This is a genomic window from Micromonospora globbae, assembly GCF_003610785.1.
Classification (GTDB): Bacteria; Actinomycetota; Actinomycetes; order Mycobacteriales; family Micromonosporaceae; genus Micromonospora; species Micromonospora globbae.
In genome coordinates, this window is record NZ_RAQQ01000026.1 from 1 (window position 1) to 26717 (window position 26717).

Here is a 26717-nt window from a genome sequence, read left to right on the forward strand (position 1 = left end):
GGCGACTGGGGCTACTGCAACAAGAACATGTACGAGGGGAGCGAGGTGCGCTTCCGGGCCTGCACGAGCGCCGACCAGGTCGACCGGGAGTGCTCGGCGATCGTCCGGACCACCACCTGACCGCCCGTTCTCGCGTCCGTCCGTCGATCAGGGCGGTCGCGGGGCCGGGTCGTCCCCGGCACCGCGACCGCCCGACGTCGTCAGCAGCGGGGCACGCCCGGGATGTATCCGCTGTGCCCGGTCAGGACGTACGCGTCGGAGACCCAGCGGTTGGTGCCGATGCGGTTCCAGACGGTGCTGGTGCCGTACGGGCCGGTGACCGAGGTGCCGGCGGTCTGGCAGTAGACGCTCACCGTCGCGCCGGGCGCGAGGGTGTCGACGACCGCGTACCCGGTGCCGGGACCGGAGCGCACGTTCAGGTTGCCCGACGTGGCCACGGTGCCCGAGCCGATGCCGGTCACGCCGTTGACGAGCTGCATGTAGTAGGTCCAGTTCCAGTTCGGCCCCGGGTCGGTGTGGGTGGCGCCGGGCACCTCGACGTGGCCGATGATGTGGGCCCGGTCGCGGGGGATGCCGTACTTCGCCGTGAGGCTGCGGGTCAGGGCCGCGGAGGCGCGGTACATCGCGTCGGTGAACCAGGCCGGGTTGTCGACGTACCCCTCGTGCTCGATGCCGATCGACCGGGTGTTGTAGGTCCAGTTGCCGGCGTGCCAGGCGATGTCCTTCTCCCGCACCGACTGGGTGACGGCGCCGTCCGACGAGCGGAAGGTGTAGTGCGCGCTGACCTGCGCGGCCGGGTTCTGGAACCAGCTGATCGAGCCCGCGTAGGAGCCCTGGGTCACGTGGATGACGACGTACGTCACCGGGTGGCTGCCGGGCCGGCTCGCCACCGTGTAGTTGCTGGTGCTGGCCGGCGCCCACGCCGCCGGCGGGTAGTCGGCGCTCAGCGTGCCGATGCCGCCGGGCGCCGCCCGCTCCAGCTCGCCGCGCCGCGGTGTGACGGCCCGTCCGGGCACGCTCTCGCCGGCGTCGGACGAGAACCCGCTCCGCAGCAGGTCGTAGACCGTGTCGGCGTAGAGCCGCGCCGCCGACGCCTCCCGCGCGCCGCCGTAGCGGGCGACCGCGCCGTACCACCGGCCGAGGTCGTCGCGCGCGGTCGCGGTCAGTCCGGCCTCGTCGGCGTACGCGCGAAGCACGGCCGCGGCGCCGAGCACGTTCGCGGCCGGGTCGGTGCGCAGCGCGGCCGGGTCCAGCCCGGTGAGGGTGGCCGCCTCGTCGAGGGTGCGCTGTCGCGGGTTGTGCACCAGGTGCATGAGCCCGTGGCCGCCGGCCGCGCTCGGCGCCCCGGCGTGCATGTCCAGCCGCGTCTCGGCGTACCCGAGCGCCACGAGCAGGTCGCGGGGCACGTCGTACCGCGCGGAGGCGGTGTCGAAGGCGACGGCCAGCGGACCGGACGGCGCTCGGACCGGCGCGGCGGGCGCCGCCGGGCCGGCCGCCGCCGGGGCGGCCAGCGCGGTGATCAGGGCGAGCGCGCCGCCCAACACGAATCGGACCCGACGGAAGACGGGTGCTGCTGCTACGGTCACTGCCACTCCTTTCCGAGGCCGGCCGCCCGTGCGGCGGACCGACCGACGGTCGCGCTGGTCAGCACCAGCCGTTGACCGGACCGTTGACCCCGGTCCAGAGGTACGCGTCGGAGACCCAACTTCCGTCGCTGAGCCGGTCCCAGAGCGCGGTGGTGCCGTACCGCCCGGTGTGGGTCGTGCCGTTCGCCGAGCAGGAGATGGTGACGGTCGCACCGTCGGCCAGCGAGCCGAGGGCCGCGTAGCCGGTGCCCGGGCCCGCCCGCCGGGTGAGGGTCCCGCCGCCGTTGGCGTCGACCACGCCCTGGTTCAGGCCGAGCGCGCCGAAGTTGTGCAGGGCGCCACCGGCCCCGACCCAGGCCGACCCGTGCCGGGCGCCACCCTGGTACGCGCCCGCGCCGTTGGCGAACACCCACTTGCCGATGTCGTGGCCGGCGATCGGGACGTACGCGCCGTCCTGCCGCAGCCCGAAGTGGACGTGCCGGCCGGAGGCGGCCCCGCCACAGGTGACGTCGGTGCCGGTGTAGCCGAGGAAGGCGCCCTGGGCGACGCTCGCCCCGTTGACGGAGATGTTGTTCCACAGGTGGTAGTAGTCGGTCGCGTAGCCCCGGTCGTGGATCACCCGGATCCAGCCCTGGCACATCGTGTACGCCGTACCGGCGCGGGCGGCCCGCACCACCTGGTCGCCGCCGGCGAGGTCGACCGAGCTGTACGGCGACTCGCCGCCGCCCCAGCCGTGCGGGCCGCCGGTGAGCGTCCACGTCTGCCCGACGGCGAAGGGCAGGGCCATTCCGGTGCGGTAGTCGCCACCCGCGTACAGCGGTGCCGGTTCGCTGCCGAGTACCACCTTCTCCCGGCTCGTCACCAGCGGGGACGCGGTGGCGAGCGCGCCGAAGTCGACGTCGCCGTCGAAGGCGACCCGCCACGCGCCGTGCTCGGCGTGGGCGACGAAGACCGCACCGGTCGGATGGGCGTCGGTCTCCCGTGGCGCGAGGGCCACCGCGGTGCCGAAGGCCCACCCGGCGGCGCGGCGGCTCACCGTGACCCGGGTCTGCGACGCCGCCGGGACCCGCGCCGGCGTGGCGATGGCGAGCAGCTTCCCGGTCACCGCCTCGGTGAGCGCCGCCGCGTCGGGGACCGCGGCGCGGACCGCGCCGTCGGGGACGGCCGCCGCGGCCGGCGCGGCCACCGCCGCGACCAGCCCGGCGACCAGCAGGGAAAGGGCCGCTCCACCGGCCCGTCGTCGGCTGTGCATCGTCGGTGACCTCGCTTCCTTGGTCGGGGGCGTTCCCGCCGGTCAGGCCGGGGAGACGGCCAGATGGGGGCCGGCGGCCGGCGGGGTGCCGGCGAGGCTCAGCAGGGTGTGTCCCGTGGTGTCGTCGACCACGGCGACGCGCACCGCGGCGGGTTCCGGGTCGGCCAGTGGCACGGCGAACACGGCCGTGGCCGCTCGCCCCTGGTAGCGGGCGGCGTGCCCCACGAAGCGCCAGTCGCCGTCGTCCCAGTGCTCGCGCACGTCGGAGCGGAGCAGTGGAGCGACCCGGCGGTACGCGTCGCTGAGCTGGAGCTGCTGGACGGTGGCGAGCAGCGGCACCCCGGAGTTGCCGCGCAGCGGGTGGGTGAGCCGCATCCGCAGCTGGCGCAGCGGCAGCAGCCAGGCCCGGTCCAGCTCGGGCGAGAGCGCCACGATCGCGGCCAGCTCGACGAGGAGGACGGCCGTCCCGGCGAACGGCCGTGCGGTGAGGGCGGCGAGCCAGCCACCGGGGGCCAGCGCGGCGAGGCCGCTCGCGGCGAGGAGCAGCCCGGCGCGGGCGATGCCGCGGCGGGACACGGGAGCCGCGCGGGCGCTCAGGCAGCCGCAGGACGACGTCGGCGCGGCCCGGCGGGCGTAGCCGAGGTACGCGAGGAAGCCGGCGGCGAGCACGGCGGCGGCGGCCGCCTCCGCACGCAGCGCGGGCGGCAGGACGAGGAGCCCGCCGAGCGTCAGCTCGACGCCGCCGACCAGCCGGTACGCGGGCAGCGCCCGGCGCTCGCCGAGCAGGTTGACCAGCGCCGACCGGCCGGCGACCGCGGCGGCGTGCCGGCTGAGGAGTTTGACGCGGGCGGACCAGAGCAGCACGGCGCCGACGACCAGCGGTTGCAGCGCCGCGATCATCTCGATCATGGTTCTCCCTCCGGTGCTCGTGGCGGCGCCCCGGGCGTACGCGGGCAGCGCCCGGGGCGCCGCCCGGTCAGGCGGCGGCGTAGACGGTGGCGATGTCGATCTCGTTCGTGTCGGGGTGCCAGGCGCCGAGCACCTGGACGTGCCGGCCGACGCGCAGCAGCGACAGGTCGCTGACCGCCGGCGTGCCGTTGTAGACCGCGGCGGAGAGCCGCGGCACGACGTGCCCGACGATGTGCTGTCCCTTGTGGTCGAGGTGCAGCACGTTGCGGCCCACGGAGGCGATGTGGGCGTGCAGGTTCACGATGTTCACCCAGACGGCGTCCGCGGCGAGCGTGCCGTCGGGCAGCCGTACGCCGCGGGCGTAGAGGCCGTCACCGACCGCGACCTGGTCGAACGTGGTCGGTTGCAGCTTCCAGATGCTGGTGCCGCCGGTGATCCGGATCGAGTGCAGGACCGTGTCCGAGCCGGTGACGGCAGCATGTTGCCGGAGATCTTGCTGATCCGACCCTCGGCGAAGTTCGGGTCGGGCATCCCGGGCTCGACGGCCGTCGCCTCGGCGGCGAAGGCCGCCTCGGGGGCCAGCGAACCGAGGGCGGTGGCGCCGACCACTCCGCCGAGCGCGGCGGTGGCGAGCAGTCGGCGGCGGTCCAGGGTCTGGTTCATGGGGCACCTTCCCGTTCAGACGGTGTCGACCGAGCAGGGCCGCAGCCCGGTGGAGAGGCTGGCGATCGCGCTGTACGCCGCCGGTGTGAGGTCGATGATCCGGTTGCTGCCGCAGGCCGAGCCGCAGCAGGTGCGCTCACCGCAGAACAGGTCGGTCTGCGGCCCGCAGTCGGCGATGGTGGTGCCGACCCGGGCGCCGTTGCAGAGGTTGGTGGTGTAGTGCCGGAACCCGCATCCGCGCCGGCTCATGCCGGTGATTCCGCAGGCGTCGGGGCGGGTGATGGCCAGGCACGCGTCCGAGGTGTTCGGCCAGGCGTGCTGGTAGTTGCCCGACCGGCAGGTGCCGCACGCGCCGCCGCCGGCGGTGCCGCACGGGCCCCAGGCGCTGCCGCAGCAGAACCAGGACACCTCGCCTCGTAGAGCTGCCATGGGTGCCTCCTCCCAGGGGAATGAGATTGATGGGAGTTGATATAGGCGAGGATTGTTGTGTCGCAAACCATCGAAGTCAATCGCTTGAAAGAAGTTTTCCTACAGCCTGCGAGACGGTATGAGCCAGGTGATATAGAGACACCTCGATCGGGACGTCGTAGGTTGTGCCTGACCTGCCCGCGGTGCACCCCCGACCGCGCCGCGGCCGTCCACCAGGAGGCACGATGAGACGAAGCCTCGCCGCCGCGGCAGCAGCGATCCTGCTGCCCGTCGGCGCCCTCACCGCCGTGGCGTCACCCGCCGCCGCGGCACCGACCGGCCCCGCCGTCGCCGCCGGAGCAGACGCGGCGTCGTCGGCGATGCTCGCCGCGATGCAGCGCGACCTGGGGCTGACCGCCGGCCAGGCCCGCGCCCGCGTCGCCCGCGACGAGAAGGGCAGCCGCACCGACGCCGCCCTGCGCCGGTCGCTCGGCGCCACGTACGCCGGCGGCTGGTTCGCCGGTGACACGCTCGTCGTCGCGGTCACCGACCGTTCCGCCGCCGACCGCGTCCGGGCCGCCGGCGCGCAGCCCGCCCTCGTCACCCGCAGCGGCGCCGACCTCGACCGGATCAAGTCGGCGCTGGACCGCCACGCCGCCCGGGCGTCGGCCACCGCCATCCCCGGCTGGTACGTCGACGTCACCACCAACACGGTGGTCGTCCTCGCCCGCGACACCGGCGCGGCCGCCGCGTTCGTCCGGGCCAGCCGCGTCGACCCCGCCGCCGTCCGCGTGGTCGCCACCACCGAGGCCCCGCGCACCTACTACGACGTGCGCGGTGGCGACGCCTACTACATGGGTGGGCGCTGCTCGGTCGGCTTCTCCGTGGTCGGCGGGTTCGTGACCGCCGGGCACTGCGGCACCGTCGGCACGGCGACCCAGGGCTACAACCAGGTCGCCCAGGGCACCTTCCGCGGATCCTCGTTCCCCGGCAACGACTACGCGTGGGTGCAGACCAACTCCAACTGGACCCCGCAGCCGTGGGTGAACAACTACGCCGGCGGCAACGTCACGGTGGCCGGCTCCACCGAGGCCGCCGTCGGCGCCTCGATCTGCCGCTCCGGCTCCACGACCGGCTGGCACTGCGGCACCATCCAGGCCAAGAACCAGACGGTCAACTACCCGCAGGGCACGGTCACCGGCCTCACCCGCACGAACGTCTGCGCCGAGCCCGGCGACTCCGGCGGATCGTGGCTCTCCGGCCAGCAGGCGCAGGGCGTCACCTCCGGTGGCTCCGGCAACTGCACCTCCGGCGGCACGACCTACTTCCAGCCGGTCAACGAGATCCTCTCCGCGTACGGCCTGACGCTGCGCACCAGCGGCGGTGGTGAGCCGCCGCCGACCGGCTGCACCGGCTACGAGGCGACCTACACCGGTTCCGTCTCCTCCGGGCAGAGCGTCTACCAGCCCAACGGCAGCTACTACTACTCGTCGGTCTCCGGCACCCACCGCGGCTGCCTGGACGGCCCCACCGGCGTCGACTTCGACCTGTACCTCCAGAAGTGGAACGGGTCGACCTGGGTGGACGTCGCCGGGTCGTACAGCCCCGGCCCGGACGAGTCGCTGACCTACACGGGCACCGCCGGCTACTACCGGTTCGAGGTCCACGCCTACAGCGGCTCGGGCAGCTACACGATGGGGATCACCAACCCGTGAGCCCCGCCGGTCCCGCCCCCCGCGGGCGGGACCGGCCACCGGCGGGGCGCGGAGCCGTCCGCACCCCGCCGGCGCGTCGCCGTCTCCGCCGGCGACGGGCCGGGCGTCGAGGCCCGCTCCTCCGCGACACGCCCGGGGCGCACGCCCGCTGTCGTACCGGGCGGGCAAGCTGATGCCGTCAGCTTTCGGCCCGGCGTGAGGACGTGTGATGCCGTACGGATTCGTCAACTCCATGAGGACCCGACCGGGGCACCGCGACGACGTGGTGGCGATCCTGCTGGAGGGCGTCGACGGCCTGCGAGCGGCGGGCTGCCGCCTCTACGCCGTCGGCGTCGTCGAGGACGACCCCGACCTCGTCCGGGTCAGCGAGATCTGGGAGTCGAAGGAGCACCACGACCGGTCGCTGGACCTGCCCGAGACGAAGGCCGCCATCGCCCGGGCCATGCCCCTGCTCACCGGCGAGTTCGCCAGCCAGGAGATGACGGTCCTCGGCGGCCTGGGCGTGTAGCCAGGACCGCGTGGCGACCCGCGGTGACGCGGGCCGCCACGACCGGCGTACGTCCGGCTCAGACGGCGACCCGCCCGCCGTCCACCGGCGGCACCGGGATCAACGCGAACGGCATCGCCCGTACGCCGGACGGACGCGCGCTGATCGTCGTGCGGTCGAACACGGGTTCCCTGTGCCGGGTGGACCCGGCCCTCACCGGACCGCCTCCCGTTCCCTGGGCAGGTCGGGCGTGCGCGCGGGTCGCCGCCCGGCCGCGACGGCCGCGGCGGCCAGGCAGACACCGGCCGCCACGACGAGCGACGGACGGCCGCCCAGGACGACGGCGGCGGAGCCCAGCGGGGTGGCCAGCACCACGGGGCCGAACATCGCCGTGTTGGCCGTCGCGGACACCCGCCCGAGCATCGCCGGGGGCGTGTGGGTCTGGACGGCGGTGATCGCCGCGACCAGCGTCCAGGGCAGGCCCACGCCGCCGACCAGCGCCGCCCCGACGAGCGCCGGCGGCCACGGCAGGCAGCGGCCGAGGCAGGCGGCGGCGAACAGCAGGGTGCCCGCCACCGCCACCCGCGCCGCGCCGTACCGGGACAGGAGCCGGCCGACGACCAGCCCTCCGGCGATCGACCCGGCGCCCTGGGCAGTCACGAGCACGCCGAGGAAGGTGCTCGGCAGGCCCAGGTCCCCGGTGACGACCGCGAACACCGCCGCGGTGGCGAAGCCCGACATGCCGATCGACACGGCGGCGAGCCCGACGGTCACCCGGGTCGCGCGCTGGCCGGCCAGGATCCGCAGTCCGGCGCGCACGCCCCCGGGCCGCCGCGGCGCGGGCGCGGCGGGCGCACGGGTCGGGCGCAGCGCCAGGTAGCCGACGGCCACCAGCACGGGCAGCGCCGCGCAGAGCAGGGCGACGGCCGGGCCGCCCCGCCACGCGTACAGGCCCGCGCCGACCGCCGGGGCGACCAGCTTCATCCCCTCCTGGGCGCTGGAGCGCCAGCCGTTGACGTGGGCGAGATCCTCCGGGGCCAGCACGGACGGCAGCAGCGCCGTCTCCCCCGCGTCGATGAGCAGGTAGCTGATCCCGTAGGCGAAAGAGACGGCGAAGACGAGCCAGCTCTGGCCGGGCCCGCGCACGGTCAGCAGGCTCAGCACGGCCGCGGCGAGGGCCAGGTTGGTGGCGACGAGCAGCGCTCGCCGGGGTACGCGGTCGAGCACGCCGCCGAGCCAGGGGCCGGCCAGTTGCGGCCCGTAGAGGAAGAGCCCGGCGAGAGCCGCGAGACCGGCGGACCCGGTGAGGTCGAGGACCCAGATGCCGCTCACCAGGTTCATGGCGCTGCCGCCGAGCCCGGACAGCAGTGACACCGCCACGAACAGCGCCGCGTTACGCCGCACGGATCCTCCATGGGGTCGAGTCGGGACGACTCAGACCCTTGGAGTTGAGCGGACCCGATTCAATACCGGTCACGGCTGTCAACGCATTATTGACAGCGCGGCCTCCAGGCGGGCGGCGACGGCCCGGACCGGGCCCGGCAGGCCCGCCGTGCCGGCCGCGGCGAGGTCGGCGGCGACGTGCCGGGCCAGCGTGTGCAGCGGACCGGGCTCCGCGTCGTGCGCGACCGCCACCGTGTCCCGGACGAGGGCCGCCCGCGCGAACCGGCCGTCCCACCGCCGGTCCGCGTCGATCCAGCGTTGCAGGTCGGCCACGACCCCGCGCAGCGCCACGACCTCGGGGGACCAGCCACGATCGAGGTCCCGTCGGCGTGCCCGCCGTGCCGCCACGAGACGCCGGCGCCGCTGCTCGGCCGCCTGCCGGCTCGCCATGCCCAGCGCCGAGGCGACCTGCGCCCAGGTCGCGCCGGCGTGCCGCGCCCGGTCGATGAGGTCCAGCTCCCGCTCGTCGAGACGCGCCCGCGCGTGGCGCAGGGCGCCCAACTCGTCCAGCTCGGCGTCCACGTGTCAACGCTACATTGACACGCGCCGTCGGGTCGCTCCGGACCGCCTCCCCGTCCCGGCGGCTGCGGAGGGTGATCGTCGTCATGGCGATGATCCACCGGGGGCGGGCGTAGATTCGGAGCCACCGGGCCGGCCGACGCCGCCCGCGGAGACGGAGGGTGGCATGGCGGGTACGGCGCAGGCGCCGTTGCGGGTGGCGCTGCTGGGTTACGGGCTCGCGGGCCGGGTGTTCCACGCCCCGCTGATCGCCGCCACCCCCGGGCTCACACTGCACGCCGTCGTGACGCGCGACCCCGAGCGCCGCCAGCAGGTGCGGCGCGACCACCCGGACGCGCGCCTGGTCGACGACGCCGAGCTGCTGTGGCGTTCCCGGGACGCGCTCGACCTGGTCGTGGTCGCGACGCCGAACCGCCAGCACGTGGCGATGGCCCGGGCGGCGGTGGCCGCCGGTCTGGCGGTGGTCGTCGACAAGCCGCTCGCCGCGAACGCCGCCGAGGGGCGCGAGCTGGTCGACGAGGCGGCCCGCCGGGGCGTACCGCTGACCGTGTTCCAGAACCGGCGCTGGGACGGCGACTTCCTGACCGTGCGCCGGCTCGTCGAGCAGGGCGAGCTGGGGCGGGTGACGCGCTTCGAGTCGCGGTTCGAGCGGTGGCGGCCCTCGATCAAGCCGGGCTGGCGGGAGAGCGCCGCACCGGGCGAGGCCGGCGGCGCCCTCTACGACCTGGGCGCCCACCTCGTCGACCAGGCCGTGCAGCTGTTCGGGCCGCCCTCCCACGTCTACGCCGAGGTCGACCGCCGGCGAGCGGGCGCGGAGGTCGACGACGACGCGTTCGTGGCGCTGACCCACGCCGGCGGCGTCCGCTCCCACCTCTGGATGGGCGCCGTCACACCGCAGCTCGGCCCGCGCTTCCGCGTCCTCGGCGACCGTGCCGGATACACCAGCTACGGGCTGGACCCCCAGGAGGCCGCGTTGCGCGAGGGCCGCGGCCCGGGCACGCCCGGCTGGGGCGAGGTCACGCCCGACCGGTACGGCCGGCTCGGCGTCGACGGCGACCTGCGCGCCGTGCCCACCGAGCGCGGCCGGTACGAGAGCTTCTACGAGCAGGTGGCCGCCGCGCTGCGCGGCGACGGCCCGATGCCGGTCGACCCGGCCGACGCCGTGGACACCGTCGCGCTCATCGAGCTGGCGCACCGCTCCGCCGCGGAGGGCGTCGTTCTTCCCGTACCGCCCCCGGCGCGCTGACCCGCCGCCGAGCGCCGGCTCCGCTAGCGTGCCCCGTCGGGGCTCCCGTGCCGGGAGCCGGAGGAGGGGCGGGTGCGCAGGGACACGGCGCGTGGGCGCCCCGCGGTGACCGCGACGGCCGACCGGTGGTCGGTGGCGGTGGGCCGGCAGGCCGGGCACCGACCGGCCCTGGACTACTACGTGGTCCTCGACCGGCGCGGCGGGACCGGCGCCGCCGTCGAGGCGATCGTCGCCGAGGAGTTCGTCCGGGCCGGCGACGGGACGACGGTGGGCCTGCGGGGCGCGGGGTGGACCCCGTGGACCGGACCGAGGCGGAGGCCGTCCACCGCCGGCTCGGCGGCGGGCCGTTGCCGGACGAGCCGGTGCTCCGTACCCGTCTCGCGGAGGTCGAGGTCTTCCCGGCCACGGCCCCGTTGCGGCTCGGCCCCGCGGACGCCCCCGAGGGATGCCACGAGCGGCGGGTCTACCGCGTGCTGTTCGCCGGGGACCTGCCCGCGCAGCGGGTGGCGGAGCTGGCCGAGCGGTGGCGACCGGCGGGCGGCGCGGCGGCGGCCGGTGTGCCGTCCGCCGGGCGGCGGCGCGTCCACGACGACCGGTTCGCCTGGGTCCTGCGCCGCGTCGGCGGCGGTGTCGCCTGGGCGGTCGACGTCACCGCCGACCTGGCGACCGCCGACGACCGCACGGTGGGGCCGCTCCTGCACGAGCTGACCTCCGCCGTACGACTGTGCGGGCTCGTGCCGGTGACGACCGAACGCTTCGCCTGACCCGGCTGCGGCGGGACCGGGCCGGGTCGCCGCCACCCGGATACTGGCGGGATGGGAGACGGACGCCGGATGCCCGCGCCGCGCCGGGTCCGGCTCGTCGTGGCGGCGTACCTGCTGGTGTTCGCGTACGGCACGGTGGTGCACGTCCTCCACCTGCTCACCGGGGGCCCGCGTCCCTACCCGTCGCTGCCGGCCTGGCTGGCGCTCTACTTCACGTCGCTGACGGTGCTCGACCCGCTGGCCGCGGTGCTGCTGTGGCGGCGGCGGACGGCCGGGCTCGTGCTGGGCTGTGCCGTGCTGGTCACCGACGCCGCGGCGAACGCGTACGCCAACTACGCGCTCGACCCCGCGCCGGGCGTCACGCCCGGACGGGTCGGGCAGGCGGTCATCACGCTGCTCGCGCTCGCCCTGGTCGGGGCGGCGCCGTGGCTGCGGTCCGACCGCCCGCCGTCGCCGCCGCGCTCCTGACCACGGGCCGCCCCGCCACCGTGGCCGCCCCCGGCTCACCTCGTGCGGAACGAGCCGAACGCCCGCCGGATCAGCCGGTTCGCCTCCTCCTGCTTTATGCCGGCGGCCACGAGGAGATCGCTCGCCGTGGTCCGGACCTGGGCGACCACGACCGCACCGGAGAAGCCGACGCCGGCCCGGTAGGCGTCGCCCGCGTGGCGCACCGCCCGCAACGCCACCTCCCGCGCCTCGTCCGGTTCGTCGGCGGTGGTGAACTCCCGGTGCAGCACCCGGACGGCCTTCGCCAGCACGGACACCGCGGCGATCATCGCCTCCGGGATCGGCTCGCCGTCCTCGATGAGCGTCACGCTGCGACGGATCAACGTCCCGCTGTTGCGCGAAGCCCGGTCGACGGGCTCCACCGCCCGCGCGTACCGCCCCACCGGACCCTGCCGGTTGCCCCACCGCACCGGCGAGAGCGTGCTGGCCTCCTGCGCCGCCTGGACCGCCTCGCCGAACGCCCCCATCTCCGGCTTGTTCGCGCGCAACCGGTCGAGGGCCGCCTGGGGCGGCAGCGGCGTCGCGCCCGCGCAGCGCGTCCACGGTGGCGTCGAGCTGCGCGGCCAGCAGTTCAGCGCCGGCGAGGCCGCCCGGTTGATGATGCGGAGCGGGTTGAGCGGCAGCAGCACCGCGGTGACCACCACCGACACCGCCCCGCCGATGAGGGCCGCCAGGAAGCGTGGAAACTCCAGGTTCTCCACGGCGGGACTCAGCGTGACGATGAGCACGGCGGTCGCCGCGGACTGCACCATCACCGCCGGGCTGCCGCCAAGCAGCACGGCCGCGACGATCGACAGCACCACGATGAGACCGAGCTGCCACCAGCCGGTCCCGACGAGATAGATCAGGATGTCGCCGACGAGCACGCCGAGCGAGACCCCGACGATCAGCTCGATCGTGCGGCGCAGCCGTTGCCCGACCGACGCGGCGAGCGCGATCACCGCGGAGATCGGCGCGAACACCGGCTGCGGGACGCGCAGCAGCCCGTCGGCCACCCACCAGGCGAGGGCCGCCGCGAGGCCCGCCTGCACGGCGAGCCCGGCTCCGGCACGGGTCCGCCGCAGCCGGTCCCGCAGAGATCCGGTCCACCGGTCGCGCAGCCGCGCGAGGACGGCGGACGCGCGGACGTACGCGAGCCCGCGCGTTCCGCCACCCTCCCTGCGCGCGTCGGCGTCGGCCACGGCCGCATCTACCCTGCGCCGGCCGGATCAGTCGTCGCCCGACGAGCGATCGTCGGCGACCCGGCGGAGGTGGCGCGTACGGGACGCGAGGGCACGCCCTCGTGCCATCGGTGGCGGCTGGACGAGAATGGGCGCCGTGCGGTTCGGGATTCTGGGCGCGACCAGGGCCCACACGGGTGACGGTCGCCGGCTCACGGTGGGCGGACCCCGGCTGCGCGCGCTGCTGGCCCTGCTGCTGCTCGACGCGGGGCGGGTGGTGCCCCGGGAACGCCTGATCGACGGCCTCTACGGCGCCGACCCGCCGGCCAACGTGACCAACGCCCTCCAGTCCCAGGTGTCCCGGCTGCGCCACGTGCTGTCGGCGGGCGCGGCCGACCCGGTCGAGTTCCACCCGGCCGGCTACCGGCTCGCCGTGGACCCGGACGACGTCGACGTGCACCGGTTCACGCGACTGGCCGACGCCGGGCGCGCCGCGCTCACCGGGGGCGACCACCGCCGCGCCGCCGCCCTGCTCCGGGAGGCGCTCGGGCTGTGGCGCGGTGAGCCCCTCGCCGACGTGGACGCGCCGTTCGCGCCCGCGGAGGCCGGCCGGCTGCGCGACCACCGGCTGGGCGCCGTCGAGGACCGGATCGAGGCGGACCTGGCCGCCGCCGGGACCGGCGTGGGGGACGTCCGGTCCCTCGTCACGGAACTGCGCGGCCTGGTCGCCGCCCACCCGTTTCGGGAACGGTTGCACGGCCAGCTCATGCGCGCCCTGCACGCCGACGGGCGCCGGGCCGAGGCGCTCGCGGCCTTCGCCGACCTGCGCCGCCTGCTCGCCGACGAGCTGGGCGCCGACCCCTCCCCCGAGCTGACGGCGCTGCACACCACGCTGCTGCGGCACGAGGACGCACCAGGGCCGGCCGCGCCGCCCCGACCGTCCCCGCTGCCCGGGCAGCTCACCAGCTTCGTCGGTCGAGAGGAGGAGCTGCGCCGGCTGGCCAGACTGCTCGGCGAGTCCCGGATCGTCACGCTGCACGGGCCCGGCGGCGCCGGGAAGACCCGGTTGGCCCTGGAGGCCGCGCAGCGCTACGCGGACGAGGTCCGCCTCGTCGAGCTGGCCGCGCTGCCGCCCGGGGCGCCGGTGGCCCCCGCCGTGCTGGCGGCGCTCGACCTGCGCGACACCCCGCTGCGCGTGCCGGGTGGTCCGCGTGACGTCACCGACCGGCTGGTGGCGGCGCTCGCCGACCGTCGGCTGCTGCTGGTGCTCGACAACTGCGAGCACGTCGTCGACGACGCGGCCCGGTTCACCGCCCGGCTGCTCGGCGCGGCGCCGGGGGTCCGCGTGCTCGCCACCAGCCGGGAACCGCTGGGCCTCACCGGTGAGGCGCTCTGCCCCGTCCTCGGCCTGCCGGTGCCGGGCGACACCGCGCCGCCCGAGCAGGCCCGCGCGTACGCCGCCGTGCGGCTCTTCGCCGAGCGCGCCGCCGACGTGGCACCGGACTTCACCCTCGACGCCGACACCGTGACCGAGGTGCTGCGCATCTGCCGTACGCTCGACGGCCTGCCGCTCGCCATCGAACTCGCCGCGGCGCGCCTGCGGGCGCTGCCCCTCGCGGAGGTGGCGGCCCGGTTGGACGACCGGTTCCGGCTGCTGAACCGGGGCAGCCGGGTGGCCGCGCCGCGGCACCAGACGCTGCGCGCGGTGGTGCGGTGGAGCTGGGACCTGCTGGCCGAGCCCGAGCGGCGGCTGGCCCGCCGGCTGAGCGTCTTCGCCGGCAGCGCCGACCTGACGGCCGTGGAACGGATCTGCGCCCCGGTCGGCGCCGACGTCCTCGACGTGCTGACCGGCCTCGTGGAGAAGTCACTCGTCGAGTCGGGCGACGGACGGTTCCGGATGCTGGAGACGGTGCGCGCGTTCGCCGCCGAACGGCTCGCCGAGGCGGGCGAGGCCGACGAGGTGCGCCGCGCGCACGCCGCGTACCTCCTCGATCTCGCCCGTGCCGGCGACGGGGGGCTGCGCGGCCCGGCGCAGCTGGACTGGCTGCGGCGCCTGGACGCGCACCGGGCCGACCTGCACGCCGTGCTGCGCCGGGCGGTCGACGACGGTGACGTCGGCACGGCCCTGCGGCTCGTCGCGGCGCTGTCCTTCTACTGGTGGCTGCGCGGCCTGCGCGGCGAGGGGGCGGCGCTGGCCGCCCGGCTGGTCGACCGGCTCGACGGCCCGCCGGCCGGGCTTCAGGAGGAGTACGCCGTCTGCCTGCTGGTCACCGCGCTCACCGGCGCCGGCGGCACGACGCCACCGGACGTCACGCCGGCCGGCATGATCCTGTGGGAACTCGGGCGGCCGCCCGCATACCCGTTCCTGCTCTACCTGTCCGGAACGGCCGTCGGGCCACCGTCGCGCGACTGGCTGTCGACGCACGGCGTCGGCGAGAGCCGGGAGTCGGTGCTCGGCGTCGACCCGTGGAGCCGGGCGATCGGGTCGGTCGGCACCGGCACGCTGGCGATGCTCGACGGCCGGTACGAGGAGGCCCGCGTCGAGCTGAGCGCCGGCCTCGACGGCTTCCGCGCCATCGGCGAGCGGTGGGGCATGATCCTCGCGCTGTCCAGCCTCGTCGAGGTCGCCTACCGGGTCGGTGATCCGTCCGCGGCCACCGCACCCATGGCCGAGGCCCTGCGGCTGGCGGGTGAGCTGGGGTCCGCACTCGACACGGCGGAGCTGTTGCGCGCCCGGGCGGAGGGGCGGCTCGGGGCCGGTGACCTGACCGGCGCGGAGGACGACTACCGGCGGGTGGTGGAGGTTGCCCAGCCGGCGGGTGCGCCCGAACTGGTGGCGGCGGCCCACCTCGGCCTCGGCGAGATCGCCCGGCGGCGCGGCGACCTGGAGGACGCCCGGCGGCTCTGCGAGCAGGCCCTCGCCGAGTGCCCGACCGGCTGGTTCGGCGCCGAGATGGTGCGGCTGGGGGCGCTGGTCACCCTCGGGCACGTCCACGCCGCGGCCGGCGAACCGGCGGCGGCCCGCGCCCTGTTCGTCGAGGTGCTCGGCGCGACCGCGGGCATCTGGGACCTGCCGACGCTCGCCGGGGCCGTGGAGGGGCTCGTCGGGCCGGTGCTCCGCCGGGGCGAGGAGGAACGGGCCGCACTGCTGCTCGGCGCCGTCGCGGCGGTGCAGCGGGACGGCGCGCAGGACGCCGCCTCGCAGGCGCCCGCCCACGCGGCGACCCGGGAACGGCTCGGCGCCGCCCGCTTCGACCGGCAGTTCCACCGGGGCGCCGCGCTCGACCGGGACGAGGCGCTGGCGCTGCTGACCACCGCCTGACGAGGGACGCCGGGGCCGTCAGCGTCCGGTGCGCGGCCGGTCAGTGGCGGCGGTGAGGCTGCCGGCATGACCGACGAGACATCGGCCGTCGTGGCGCACGGGCTGCGCAAACGGTACGGCCGCACCTCAGCGCTGGACGGGTTCGACCTGACGGTGCCGGCGGGATCCGTCTGCGGGCTGCTCGGCCCGAACGGCGCCGGCAAGACCACGGCCGTGCGGATCCTGACCACCCTGCTCCGCTTCGACGCCGGCCACGCCCGGGTGGCCGGCCACGACGTGACCCGGCACCCCGACCGGGTGCGGGCGGCGATCGGCCTGACCGGGCAGTACGCGGCCGTCGACGAGACGCTGAGCGGCCGGCAGAACCTGTTGCTGTTCGCCCGGCTGCGGCACCTGCCGGCGCGGGTCGCCCGGCGGCGGGCCGACGAGCTGCTCGACCAGTTCGGGCTCGCCGACGCCGCGGGACGCTCGGCCGGGACGTACTCCGGCGGGATGCGGCGCCGGCTCGACCTCGCCGCCAGCCTCATCACCACGCCACGCGTGCTGTTCCTGGACGAGCCGACCACGGGGCTGGATCCGCGCAGCCGCAACGCGCTGTGGGACGCCGTCCGGTCGCTGGTCGCCGACGGCACCACGGTGCTGCTGACCACCCAGTACCTGGAGGAGGCGGACCAGCTCGCGGACCGCATCTGCGTGGTCGACGCCGGCCGGGTGGTGGCCGAGGGCACCTCGGCCGAGCTGAAGTCCCGCATCGGCGCGGACCGGATCGAACTGGTGGTCCACCACGCGGCGCAGTTGGCCGCGGCGGCGGGCGTCATCGAGCGGGTGACCGGCGGGCCGGTGACCGTGGACCGGGAGATCCGGCAGCTCGGCGCGCCCGTCGTCGACCGGATCACGACGCTCGCCGCCCTGCTCCGGGCGTTGCAGGACGCCGCGATCGTCGTCGAGGACGTCGTGCTGCGGCGGCCCACGCTGGACGAGGCGTTCCTGCACATCACCGGGCACCGCGCCGGCGGTCCCCGCGAGCGGACGGAGGTGAGCGCGTGAGCGCGACGGTGACGACACCCCGCACCCCGGTCTCCGGGCCGGAACCGGCCCGGACCGGCGGCCCGCTGGCCCGGCTCGGCTGGGCGGTCGCCGACGGCGCGGTGATGGCCGGCCGGAACATGCGCCACGTGATCCGCTCGCCCGAGGAGATCGTCCTCTACTTCAGCCTGCCGATCATGTTCGTGCTCGTGTTCGGCTACGTGTTCGGCAGCGGCATGGCGGTGCCCGGCGACGGCAGCTACCGGGAGTTCCTGCTGCCCGGCGTGTTCGTGATGACCATGCTCTACGGTCTGGGCGCGACCGCCTCCCAGATCTCGCTCGACGCGAGCCGGGGCGTGGTCGACCGGTTCCGCTCGCTGCCGATGGCCCGGTCCGCGCCGCTGACCGGACGGGCGGCCGCCGACCTGCTGCGCGCACTGCTGGAGCTGACCGTCCTGGTGGTGTGCGGGCTGCTGGTCGGCTGGCGGTGGCGCAACGGGACGGGCGACGCGCTGGCGGCCGTCGGTCTCATCCTGCTGCTGCGGTTGGCGTTCACCTGGGTGGGCATCCTGCTCGGCCTGCTCGTGCCGAACCCGGACACGGTGTCGGTGATCGTGTTTCCGCTCGCCTTCCCGCTCACGGCACTCTCCAACGTGTTCGTCGCCCCCGACCTGCTGCCGGACTGGCTCGGTGCGGTCGCCGCGTGGAATCCGCTCTCCGCGACGGTGGCCGCCGCCCGGGAGCTCTTCGGGAACCCGGGCATCGGCGGCGACTCGTGGGCGGCGGAGCACGCCCTGGCGCTGGCGGTCGCCTGGCCGGTGCTGCTGATCGTGGTCGTCGCCCCGCTGGCCGTCCGCCGCTACCAGCGCCTGAGCCGCTGACGACGTGACCCGGGATCGGGGCCGGGCGCCACCGGCGCGGCGTGGCCCCGGCCCGGGTGGCCCGGCCCGGGTCGCAGCCTCGGCGCGCGCTGGCCCGGGCCCGGGGTCACGCCCGGCCCGGGGTCACGCCCGGCCCGGGGTCACGCCCGGCCCGGGGTCACGCCCCGGCCGGCGGGAACAGGATGTCGAGCTGGGCGTCCAGGGCCGCCACCGCCTGCTCGGCGGTGTACTGACCGCCGAGCAGGTAGATGCCCAGCCCCTCCATGAGGGCGAGCAGACCGGTGGCCCGTTCCTCCCGCCACGGCCCCGGAATCAGGCTCGCCATGAACGCCACGAGCTCCCGGGTGTCCTCCCGCAGCCCCTCGCCGGCCTCGGGCCGCACCGCCGTGTAGGCGAGGAACGCGAGGGCGACGCGGCCGTCCTCGCGGGACTCCTCGGTCAGCGGCAGCAGCGTGGCGATCATCGTACGCAGCAGCAGCCGGGGCGGCGGGTCGTCGCCCAGGCGGCTGACCGCCTCGGTGACCCGGGCCTGGTTGCGCTCCCGCACGACGGCCATCGCGAAGGCCATCATCTCGTCCTTCGTGCGGAAGTAGTGCTGCACCATGCCCGGTGAGACGCCCGCCTCGGCGGCGACGTGCCGCAGGCTGACGGCCTCCATCCCCTGTCGGGCGGCGACCCGCATCAACGCGTCGGCGATGCGCGTACGCCGCTCGTGACGGTCGACCTTCTTGGGCATGGCCCCCATGCTGTCACGGTGCGGACTCCCCCGCCCCGTCCGTCCGCTCGTGTCGATCATGGACTCGCCGTGGGGCGGAATGCCCCGTCCCGACGCGCGGTTCGGTGATCGACGTGGTCAGCCGATCGTGACCGTGCCGGCCGCCGCGTCGACCGTCACGAGGTCGCCGGTGCGGATCGCCCGGGTCGCGTCCGGGACGCAGATGACCGCGGGGATGCCGTACTCGCGGGCGACCGTGGGGCCGTGCGCCATGACCGCGCCGGTCTCGGTGACGAGCCCGCCGGCGGTCAGGAACAGCGGCGTCCAGCCGGGGTCGGTGGTGGGCGCCACGAGGATCTCGCCGGGTTCGAGGTGGGCGGTGGCCGGGTCGTGGACCACCCGCGCCCGCCCGGTCGCCACTCCGGCCGAGGCGCCCACGCCCCGCAGCGCGCCGTCGGGCGCGGTCGCCGGGGCCAGGGCGACCTCCAGGTCCGTCCCGTCGGAGAGCAGGGCCACCGGGACGCGCCGGCGACGCAGCTCCCGCCGGTGCACGGCACGCCGGGCGGCGGCCGTCTCCCGGTGGTCGGCGCGCTCGTGCACGGCGGTCGCGACCTCGTCCAGGGTGAGGAACATGACGTCCTCCGGCCGGTCGAGCAGGCCGGTGTCCGCCAGCTCGGCCCCGATGAGCAGGAGCTGGCGACGCATCTCGCGCAGCCGGTACAGGCCCGCGAACTTGCCGGCCTCGCGCAGGCCGGCGAGGGACCGGGCCCGGCGCAGCAGGAACCCGGCGAGCCGGCCGCGGACCGGCCGCCGGCGGCGGGCCCGCGCCACCAGCTCCTCCAGGCGGGCCTCGGCGGTCGCGGCGGCGCGGGCGAAGCGCCGGTCCGGCGCCTGCTCCGGGTCCGTGAGCCGCAGGTAGTTGGCGATCATGGCGAAGACCGGGGCCGGATCCTCGTCCCAGCGGGGCACGCCCAGGTCGACCTCGGCGACGGCGCGGTGACCGTAGCGGTCGAGGAACTCCGCGAGCCCGATGTCCGGCAGCGTGCCGTCCCGGTACCGGCGGGCGAGGTCGCCCGGCGCGGTGGTGAGCAGCAGGTCCCGGTGGGGCCGCGCCCGCTCGGTGACCCGCCACAGGGCGAGGTCCATCTCGATGGTGACGTTGTGGGGCATCCCGCCGAGCACCGTGTTGATCTCGTCGCGGTCGGCGACGCCCGCGAGCAGGGGGCCCGGCAGCGCCGCGGCCAGCATGCCGGCGACGATCGGCCAGACGATGTCGTCGGGGCCGGCCGAGGGGTCCTGCGCGCGGACGAACCGGAGGCGGTCGGCGGCGGTGTGGAGCCCGGGTGGGGTGACCGACTCGGCCGCGAGCCGGTCGAGTTCGCGGAACAGGCGGGCGCGGGCGGCGTCCGGGCGGGCCAGCGCCCGGGTGACGCCGGTCAGGGCCCGGACGGCCGTACGCGCGCTCTGGCCGCCGCCGGCACGGCGGGTGCGGCCGCGGCGTCGCGGCGCGAAGCGGGGGTCGGCGAGCACCCGCTCCATCACCGCCTGGGCGCGCGGGCCGAAGTCGACCGCCATGAGCTTGACCAGGCGCTTGCGTGCGAACGGGTCACGCGCGAGGTCGGTGAGGTCGCCGTAGAGCCGGCCGCCGATGTCGGTGATCTCGACCCGGAGCCCGAGGCTGGCCACCATCGCCGCGATGAGCGCCTTCAGGGTGGACATGCCCATCGGGGTGGCCGGCCGCAGCATGCCCTGGACGTGGCCGAACTCCAGGTAGACCCGGGGTGCCGGGTCGTCGGTGGCCGGTGGGAGGGGGAACAGCGTGGTGATCGGCCGCGACTGGAGCAGCCACAGGACGCCCTGCCGGTCGTACGCCCACTCGACGTCCTGCGGGGCGCCGAGCCGGCGCTGGAGCCGCTCGCCCACCTCGCGCAGCTCGTCGAGCTGGGCCCGGGTGAGCACGCCCCGCTCGGGGCCCGGCGTCCCGTCGAGCACGTACCGGTCGACGTCGCCGGCCCCGTCCACGACGGCCGTGCCCAGGCCGGCGGCCGCCTCCACCACCATCTCGGTCCGGCAGCCCGTGACCGGGTTCGCGGTGAACAGCACCCCCGCCGTGGCCGCGTCCACCATGCGCTGCACCACGACGGCCATCCGCACCTCCTGGTCGATGCTGTGGGCGTCGCGGTAGGCCACCGCGCGGGCGGCGTGCAGCGACCGCCGGCACTTCTCGACGGCGGCCAGCAGGTCGGCATCGCCCTCGACGCCGAGGATGGTGTCCTGCACGCCGGCGAAGCTGGCGTCCGGGAGATCCTCGGCGGTGGCGCTGGAGCGGACGGCCACGGGGCCGCCGCCGAGCCGGTGGTACGCCGCGACGATCTCGGCCTCGGGCAGCGCCTCGGAGGCGGGCGTGGCGGTGGTGACGCAGAAGCCCTCCGGCACCCGTTCCCCGGACCGGACCAGCTCGCCCAACCCGGCCGCCTTGCCGCCCACCAGGTCGGTCGTCCCGGGGGTCAGCTCGGTCAACGCGATCACACGCATACGGGCACCTCTTCGCAATACGACTGCATTGCGAACACGGTAACGCGCTTTGCAATGCGACTGCAATGCAAAAGAGGTGCGGGTCTCAGCGGGGACGCCGCGCGGACCGGCAGTAGACGTCGCCGGAGTTGACCTCGTAGGGGAGCGACCGCAGGTGGGCCGCCATGCGGGCCTCGGACATCCACTGCGGGGAGGCCAGCGCCATGGTGTCGCCGAGCGCGAGGTTGAAGGCGTGGAAGCCCAGCGCCGTGGCCCGGCGCAGGCAGCGGCGGGCGACCTCGCGTCCGATCGTCGTGAACTCGAAGGAGAGGGCGGGCACCGGCCGGCTCAGGCCGGCCAGGACGGCGTCCTCGAAGCCCTCGACGTCGATCTTCACGAAGGCCGGCACACCATGGTGGGCGACGAGGTCGTCGAGGGTCACCGACCCGACCTCGATCCGCGCGTCCCACCGTTCGCCCTCCCACCCGGCCGCGCCGTCGGCCGCGCGGATGAAGTCGGTGGAGGCGGTCGAGATGGTGGGGTTGGCGGAGTTGACGTTGAAGGCCACCCGGCCGGCGGCCTCCGCGCAGACGGCCTCGACCACGGTCACCCCGTCGTCCGAGCCGTAGATCGCGCGCAGCGCCCGCGTGCAGGGCGGTTGCGGCTCCACGGCGACCACGCGGGCGCCGAGCCGGCGGAAGCTGCCGACCCGGTCACCCACGTGGGCGCCGATGTCGAAGACGAGGTCGCCCGGCCGGACGAACTGCGCGTAGAAGGCGTCCATGGCCGCGTCCCGCGCCGGGTCCCCGTAGTAGACCTCCAGGGAACGACGCACCGAGACGGCGGCGGGATCCGTCTTCAGGGCTTCGATGGCGCCGGTTCGGTCCACTGACCGGAATCTAGCCCGGGCCGAACCGAGACGTACTCACTTTCGGTCAGGGCGCGATGCGCAACCGGCGGATCCGCTCGCCGTCGTACTCCTCGAAGCGGAACCGCAGGCCGGCGACGGGGCCGCCCGGGAAGTCGCCGCTGATGGTCGCCGTGACCACCGTGCCCTCCGGCGCCTCCTCGACGTCGGTGATCTCGTACGTCACGAGCGGCACCTCGCGCCGCCACCGCCGGATCGCCTCGATCCCGCGGTGCGTCCTCCCCTCGTCCTCCACCACCGCGTCGTCGGCGAAGAGCGCGAGGTAGGCGTCCCCGTCCGGCTGCCCGGCCAGCTCGAAGTAGCGACGGACGATGTCGGGTGTCGTGGTCATGGCGGGTTTCCTCTCCTGTGGGGTCAGACCGTCGGGACGGTGCCGCCGTCGATGACGTGCTCGGCGCCGACGATCGCGGCGGCGCGGTCGGACACGAGGAAGGCGACGGGACGGACGCGCTGCGGCGTCGTACAGTTACTTCTGAACTAGAAGTTAGTCGCTTCGACTTTAGCACCAACCCTCGGAGGGGGAAGCAGGATGGCCGGCAAGATCCGCCTGGAGGACCGCGAGTGCCCGCTCTCCGCGACGCTCGGCGTCGTGGGCGAGTGGTGGACGCTGCTGATCCTCCACGACGCGTTCGACGGCTACACCCGCTTCGAGCAGTTCCAGGAGAACCTCAAGATCTCCTCCAGCATCCTCACCAGCCGGCTGCGGACGCTCACCGCCAACGGCCTGCTGGAGCGCCGCCGCTACCAGACGCACCCGGACCGGTACGAGTACGTGCTCACCGACCTCGGCCGCAGCCTGCGGCCGGTGATCGTCACGCTCGCCGCCTGGGGGAACTCCCGGCTCCGGCCGGAGCAGCGCAGCATGATCCTGGTGGACCGGGAGACGGGCGAGGAGGTCGAGCCCGTGGTGGTGGACCGCGCCACCGGGCGTGAACTCGACCCGGAGAGCTTCGTCTTCGCCGCCGGCCCCGCGGCGAGCGAGGTCATGCGCACCCGCTACGCGGGGGTCACGCCCACACCGCGCCCGGGCAGCTGACGCCCACCGGCGCCCCGATTCCCCGCCACCACCCCGTAGCGCCGCGCGGCTTTACCGGGTAGAAACATGCCGATCCCTTCCATCACGGCGTGATACGAGCCGCAGGTGCGAGAGAGCGCTCTCACCGCACCTCCCCCACGTCGCCGCCCGGACCTCCGGGGCGGCGGAGAGGACGGAACCGGATGACACACTCCCCCGGCGCGCGGCGGCTCCGCCGCGCGCTCATCCTCGGCCTCGTGCTCTGCACGGCCGCCGGCACGACGGGGACGGCCGCCGGCGCCGCCCCGTCCCGGCACCGCCCCGCGGACCTCGGCCCGCGGGTCACGGTCTTCGACCCGAGCATGCCCGTCAGCGAGATCCAGGCGACGCTCGACGCGACGTACGCCCGGCAGGTCGACGACGAGATGGGCACCCAGCGGTACGCATACCTGTTCAAACCGGGCACCTACGGCACCCCCGAGCAGCCGTTGCAGATCAAGGTCGGCTACTACACCGAGATCGCCGGCCTCGGCGCGTCCCCCACGGACGTGCGGATCAACGGCAAGATCGAGGCGTACAACCGCTGCCTGGCCGACGGCGGCACCGGCAACTGCATCGCGCTGGTCAACTTCTGGCGTACGCTGTCGAACCTCTCGCTGCGCATCGACGCGGCCGGCCAGGACAGCTGCCGGGCCTCGGCGAACTTCTGGGCGGTGTCCCAGGCGGTGTCCCTGCGACGGCTGGACGTCTCCGGCGGCGGGCTGTCCCTCATGGACTACTGCACCGCCGGCCCCCAGTACGCGAGCGGCGGCTTCATCGCCGACTCCCGGCTGCCGGCCGTCACCAACGGCTCCCAACAGCAGTGGCTGACCCGCAACAGCGAGATCGCCGGCTGGTCCAACGCTGTGTGGAACCAGGTCTTCGCGGGCGTCGTCGGCGCCCCGGACGACGCCGGCTTCCCCGACCCGCCGTACACGACCCTGGACACCACCCCGGTGAGCCGGGAGAAGCCGTACCTCTTCGTCGACAGCCGCAGCCGGTACCAGGTCCGCGTGCCGGCGGCGCGGCACGACAGCCGCGGCGTCTCCTGGGCCGACGGCCTCACCCCGGGCCGCACGGTCCCGCTCGACGACTTCTTCGTCGCCCGCCCGGGCGACGCGGTGAGCACCATCAACAGGCAGCTCGCACGCGGGAAGCACCTCCTGCTCACCCCCGGCGTGTACGACGTGGCCCGCAGCATCCGGGTCAAGCGTCCCGGCACCGTGGTGCTCGGGCTGGGCCACGCCACCCTCACGGCCGTCGGCGGCGCCGTCCCGCTGGAGATCGCCGACGTTCCCGGCGTGGTCGTGGCCGGCGTGACCGTCGACGCCGGCCTGCGGGAGTCCCCGGCCCTGCTGCGCGTCGGCGACCGGCACGGGCGCGACCGCGCCAACCCCGCCGACCCGACCACCCTGTCCGACGTGTACTTCCGCGTCGGCGGCCCGCACGTCGGCCGGACCAACATCGCGCTGGAGGTCAACAGCGACCACGTGCTCATCGACCACACCTGGGTGTGGCGCGGCGACCACGGCGTGGAGGGCTTCACCGAGGGGGTCAACGGCGACACCGACCGCTGGCGGACCAACACCGGCCGCTACGCCGCTGTCATCAACGGCGACCACGTGACGGCGACGGGGCTCTTCGTCGAGCACTTCCAGCGATACAACACCGTCTGGAACGGCGACCACGGCACGACGGTCCTCTACCAGAACGAGCTGCCGTACGACCCGCCCACACAGGCCGACTGGATGAACGGCGACGTGCGGGGGTGGGCCGGCTACAAGGTCGGCGACCGGGTACGCCACCACACCCTGTACGGCGGTGGCGTCTACGTCTTCAACCAGAACAACCCCTCGATCCACACCGAGAACGGGTTCGAGGTGCCGGAGACCCCCGGCGTCCGGCTGCACCACGTCATGACCGTCAACCTCAACGCCGGCACGATCGACCACGTGGTCAACGGTGTGGGCGAGGCGGCCGACACCACCCGGGTCGGCGCGCCCGTCTACGTGGCCGAGTACCCGGTTCGCTGACCCGCCGGCGGCGGGTCGGTGCCTCTGCGCTCCGGCCCGCCGCCGGCCCCTCCCGCGGTGTCGGCCCGGCCGTGGACGACGACACCGGGCGGCCGGGCCGCGGCCTGGAATCCCGACGCCGGCCGCCCCCGCCGGGCTAGCCTCGCAAGCGGGGGGACGACCCGTCGAGTCGCCTTTTCGCACACCCCCGTGGCCGCCGCCGGAGGCCGGCCGCCACGACCTCTCCTCGGGTGTGCGAAGGGCGCAGATGACCGCTCGACCGCAGGACGGGCCCTGGCGGTCCCGCGACTTCCGGCTCCTCGTGGCCGGCCAGACGGTGACCCAGCTCGGCACCGACGTCACCACGCTCGCGTTCCCCCTGGTCGCCGTCCTGCTGCTGGACGCCACGCCGTGGCAGCTGGGCCTGCTCGTGGCCGTGCAGAACGGCGCGTTCCTGCTGGTCGGAGTCCCGGCCGGGGTGTGGCTGGACCGGCGGCGGCTGCGGCCCGTGCTGATCGCCAGCGACCTCGTGCGGTGCGCCGCGCTCGTGACCGTCACGGCGGCGGCGGCGCTGTCCCGGCTGAGCCTGCCGCTGCTGCTGGCGGTCGCCGGCGTCATGGCCGTCATGCGGGTGCTGTACGACATCGGCCACCAGTCGTACCTGCCGATGGTCCTGGGCCGTCGTCACCTCCTGCGCGGCAACTCGGCCGTCGAGACGGTCCGCTCGTCCGGCCAGATCGCCGGTCCCGGCCTCGGCGGGTGGCTCACCCAACTCGTCGGCGCCACCAACACGTTGCTGGTCGACGCGGTGAGCTTCCTGCTCAGCGCCGCCTGCCTGGCCCGGATCCGGACCCGCGAGCCGGCGCCGCGCCGCACCGGCCGCTCCGGGGTGGTGTCGGAGGCCCGCGACGGACTGGCCTTCGTGCTGGCCCACCCCGTCCTGCGCGCGATCGCCGCCACCAGCGCCTGGTCGAACCTGCTCTTCACCGCCGCCACGGCCCTGCTCGTCCTGTTCCTCGTCGACACCGGGTTCGCGCCCGGCACCGCCGGCATGCTGCTGTCCACCGCCCCGGCCGCCGCGCTGCTGGGCGCCGCGACGGCCACCCGGCTGGCCCGCCGCGTCGGGTCGGCCCGCGTCATCTGGCTGTCGCTGGTGGTGACCAGCCCCGCGAACCTGCTCATCCCCCTGACCCGGCCGGGCTGGGGCGCGGTCGCCTTCGTCGCCGGGATCGTCGTCGGCGGGATCGGCCAGGTGGTCTACGGGATCGCGCAGGTCACCTACCGGCAGACCGTCGTGCCCGACCGGCTCCTGTGCCGCGTCAACGCCAGCATGCGCTTCCTCGTCATGGGCGCGATGCCGCTCGGCGGCCTGCTCGGCGGCGTACTCGGTGACGCCCTCGGCGTCCGGACCACCCTCCTCGTCATCGGCGTCGGGCTCACCCTGGCGCCCGTACCCCTGCTGCTGTCACCCCTACGGCGGGTGCGTGACCTGGACGAGCTGGCGTCGCGGCCGGTGGGTGGCGCGCCGCCGGTGACGACCGCCTCGATGGGATCTTGACCGTCCGAATCCGCAGGTCATAGGCTCGCGTCAATGTGCCATTTCCCG

Annotated in this window: 24 protein-coding genes; 11 read left to right on the top strand and 13 right to left on the bottom strand. The window is 75.3% G+C overall.

Features of this window, described 5'->3' with window-relative positions:
• Positions 1-200: 200 nt before the first annotated feature.
• The 6 genes from D7I43_RS33820 to D7I43_RS27325 form a co-directional block, all read right to left on the bottom strand.
• A complete protein-coding gene (locus D7I43_RS33820) occupies positions 201-1586 on the bottom strand; it encodes an N-acetylmuramoyl-L-alanine amidase (RefSeq protein WP_120331455.1) in 1386 nt (461 codons plus the stop codon).
• 58 nt (positions 1587-1644) lie between these two features.
• Complete coding sequence (locus D7I43_RS27310) at positions 1645-2838, bottom strand: peptidoglycan DD-metalloendopeptidase family protein (protein ID WP_120331456.1); 1194 nt, start codon at positions 2836-2838, stop codon at positions 1645-1647.
• Between the two features lie 42 nt (positions 2839-2880).
• A complete protein-coding gene (locus tag D7I43_RS27315; protein ID WP_192902289.1) occupies positions 2881-3747 on the bottom strand; it encodes a MauE/DoxX family redox-associated membrane protein in 867 nt (288 codons plus the stop codon).
• A gap of 67 nt (positions 3748-3814) precedes the next feature.
• A complete protein-coding gene (locus D7I43_RS33295) occupies positions 3815-4057 on the bottom strand; it encodes a hypothetical protein (RefSeq protein ID WP_204985294.1) in 243 nt (80 codons plus the stop codon).
• Positions 4054-4410 carry a hypothetical protein gene (locus tag D7I43_RS33300; protein ID WP_204985295.1) on the bottom strand — a complete coding sequence of 119 codons (357 nt, stop codon included), beginning with the start codon at positions 4408-4410 and terminating at the stop codon, positions 4054-4056. Before D7I43_RS33300 ends, D7I43_RS33295 begins: the two co-directional genes overlap by 4 nt.
• A 15-nt stretch (positions 4411-4425) precedes the next feature.
• Positions 4426-4839, bottom strand: a complete 414-nt coding sequence (locus D7I43_RS27325; protein ID WP_120331457.1) for an RlpA-like double-psi beta-barrel domain-containing protein — start codon at positions 4837-4839, stop codon at positions 4426-4428.
• 224 nt (positions 4840-5063) lie between these two features.
• On the opposite strand from D7I43_RS27325, the gene D7I43_RS27330 reads away from it, so the two are divergent.
• Positions 5064-6533 carry a S1 family peptidase gene (locus tag D7I43_RS27330; protein ID WP_192902290.1) on the top strand — a complete coding sequence of 490 codons (1470 nt, stop codon included), beginning with the start codon at positions 5064-5066 and terminating at the stop codon, positions 6531-6533.
• 208 nt (positions 6534-6741) lie between these two features.
• Positions 6742-7041, top strand: a complete 300-nt coding sequence (locus tag D7I43_RS27335; RefSeq protein ID WP_120331458.1) for a putative quinol monooxygenase — start codon at positions 6742-6744, stop codon at positions 7039-7041.
• A gap of 192 nt (positions 7042-7233) precedes the next feature.
• Here the strand turns inward: D7I43_RS27335 and D7I43_RS27340 are convergent, their stop codons facing one another.
• Positions 7234-8424 carry an MFS transporter gene (locus D7I43_RS27340; protein ID WP_120331459.1) on the bottom strand — a complete coding sequence of 397 codons (1191 nt, stop codon included), beginning with the start codon at positions 8422-8424 and terminating at the stop codon, positions 7234-7236.
• Positions 8425-8502: 78 nt separating this feature from the next.
• A complete protein-coding gene (locus tag D7I43_RS27345) occupies positions 8503-8985 on the bottom strand; it encodes a hypothetical protein (RefSeq protein WP_120331460.1) in 483 nt (160 codons plus the stop codon).
• A gap of 163 nt (positions 8986-9148) precedes the next feature.
• Here D7I43_RS27345 and D7I43_RS27350 point away from each other — a divergent pair, with 163 nt between their 5' ends.
• The 3 genes from D7I43_RS27350 (at position 9149) to D7I43_RS27360 (ending at position 11460) form a co-directional block, all read left to right on the top strand.
• Complete coding sequence (locus D7I43_RS27350) at positions 9149-10228, top strand: Gfo/Idh/MocA family oxidoreductase (protein ID WP_120331461.1); 1080 nt, start codon at positions 9149-9151, stop codon at positions 10226-10228.
• 296 nt (positions 10229-10524) lie between these two features.
• On the top strand, positions 10525-10992 hold the full coding sequence (locus D7I43_RS27355; protein WP_147427305.1) for a hypothetical protein: 468 nt from the start codon (positions 10525-10527) through the stop codon (positions 10990-10992).
• Between the two features lie 51 nt (positions 10993-11043).
• Positions 11044-11460, top strand: a complete 417-nt coding sequence (locus tag D7I43_RS27360) for a hypothetical protein (RefSeq protein WP_120331463.1) — start codon at positions 11044-11046, stop codon at positions 11458-11460.
• A gap of 35 nt (positions 11461-11495) precedes the next feature.
• Here D7I43_RS27360 and D7I43_RS27365 read toward each other — a convergent pair whose 3' ends face one another.
• Positions 11496-12680 (bottom strand): FUSC family protein, encoded by a 1185-nt coding sequence (locus D7I43_RS27365; RefSeq protein ID WP_420870250.1) that lies wholly within the window; start codon positions 12678-12680, stop codon positions 11496-11498.
• A gap of 127 nt (positions 12681-12807) precedes the next feature.
• Here D7I43_RS27365 and D7I43_RS27370 point away from each other — a divergent pair, with 127 nt between their 5' ends.
• From D7I43_RS27370 to D7I43_RS27380, 3 genes are all read left to right on the top strand, one after another.
• Positions 12808-15981 carry an AfsR/SARP family transcriptional regulator gene (locus D7I43_RS27370; RefSeq protein WP_240033188.1) on the top strand — a complete coding sequence of 1058 codons (3174 nt, stop codon included), beginning with the start codon at positions 12808-12810 and terminating at the stop codon, positions 15979-15981.
• Positions 15982-16047: 66 nt separating this feature from the next.
• Positions 16048-17028, top strand: coding sequence for an ATP-binding cassette domain-containing protein (locus D7I43_RS27375; RefSeq protein ID WP_120331464.1), 981 nt, complete (start codon positions 16048-16050; stop codon positions 17026-17028).
• 104 nt (positions 17029-17132) lie between these two features.
• Positions 17133-17888 (top strand): ABC transporter permease, encoded by a 756-nt coding sequence (locus tag D7I43_RS27380; RefSeq protein ID WP_120331515.1) that lies wholly within the window; start codon positions 17133-17135, stop codon positions 17886-17888.
• Between the two features lie 157 nt (positions 17889-18045).
• Here D7I43_RS27380 and D7I43_RS27385 read toward each other — a convergent pair whose 3' ends face one another.
• The 4 genes from D7I43_RS27385 to D7I43_RS27400 form a co-directional block, all read right to left on the bottom strand.
• Positions 18046-18624 (bottom strand): TetR/AcrR family transcriptional regulator, encoded by a 579-nt coding sequence (locus tag D7I43_RS27385; RefSeq protein ID WP_120331516.1) that lies wholly within the window; start codon positions 18622-18624, stop codon positions 18046-18048.
• Between the two features lie 117 nt (positions 18625-18741).
• Positions 18742-21138: a PEP/pyruvate-binding domain-containing protein gene (locus D7I43_RS27390; RefSeq protein WP_120331465.1), complete on the bottom strand. Its 2397-nt coding sequence runs from the start codon at positions 21136-21138 to the stop codon at positions 18742-18744.
• Positions 21139-21223: 85 nt separating this feature from the next.
• On the bottom strand, positions 21224-22006 hold the full coding sequence (locus D7I43_RS27395; protein ID WP_240033191.1) for an FkbM family methyltransferase: 783 nt from the start codon (positions 22004-22006) through the stop codon (positions 21224-21226).
• Between the two features lie 46 nt (positions 22007-22052).
• Positions 22053-22376, bottom strand: a complete 324-nt coding sequence (locus D7I43_RS27400; RefSeq protein ID WP_120331466.1) for a nuclear transport factor 2 family protein — start codon at positions 22374-22376, stop codon at positions 22053-22055.
• Between the two features lie 198 nt (positions 22377-22574).
• On the opposite strand from D7I43_RS27400, the gene D7I43_RS27410 reads away from it, so the two are divergent.
• The 3 genes from D7I43_RS27410 to D7I43_RS27420 all read left to right on the top strand — a co-directional run bounded on the left by D7I43_RS27410 (position 22575) and on the right by D7I43_RS27420 (position 26669).
• Positions 22575-23081 carry a winged helix-turn-helix transcriptional regulator gene (locus D7I43_RS27410; protein ID WP_120331467.1) on the top strand — a complete coding sequence of 169 codons (507 nt, stop codon included), beginning with the start codon at positions 22575-22577 and terminating at the stop codon, positions 23079-23081.
• A 182-nt stretch (positions 23082-23263) separates the two neighbouring features.
• Positions 23264-25132: an adenylyl cyclase gene (locus tag D7I43_RS27415; RefSeq protein WP_120331468.1), complete on the top strand. Its 1869-nt coding sequence runs from the start codon at positions 23264-23266 to the stop codon at positions 25130-25132.
• 247 nt (positions 25133-25379) lie between these two features.
• Positions 25380-26669, top strand: a complete 1290-nt coding sequence (locus tag D7I43_RS27420; RefSeq protein WP_120331469.1) for an MFS transporter — start codon at positions 25380-25382, stop codon at positions 26667-26669.
• Positions 26670-26717: the final 48 nt, after the last annotated feature.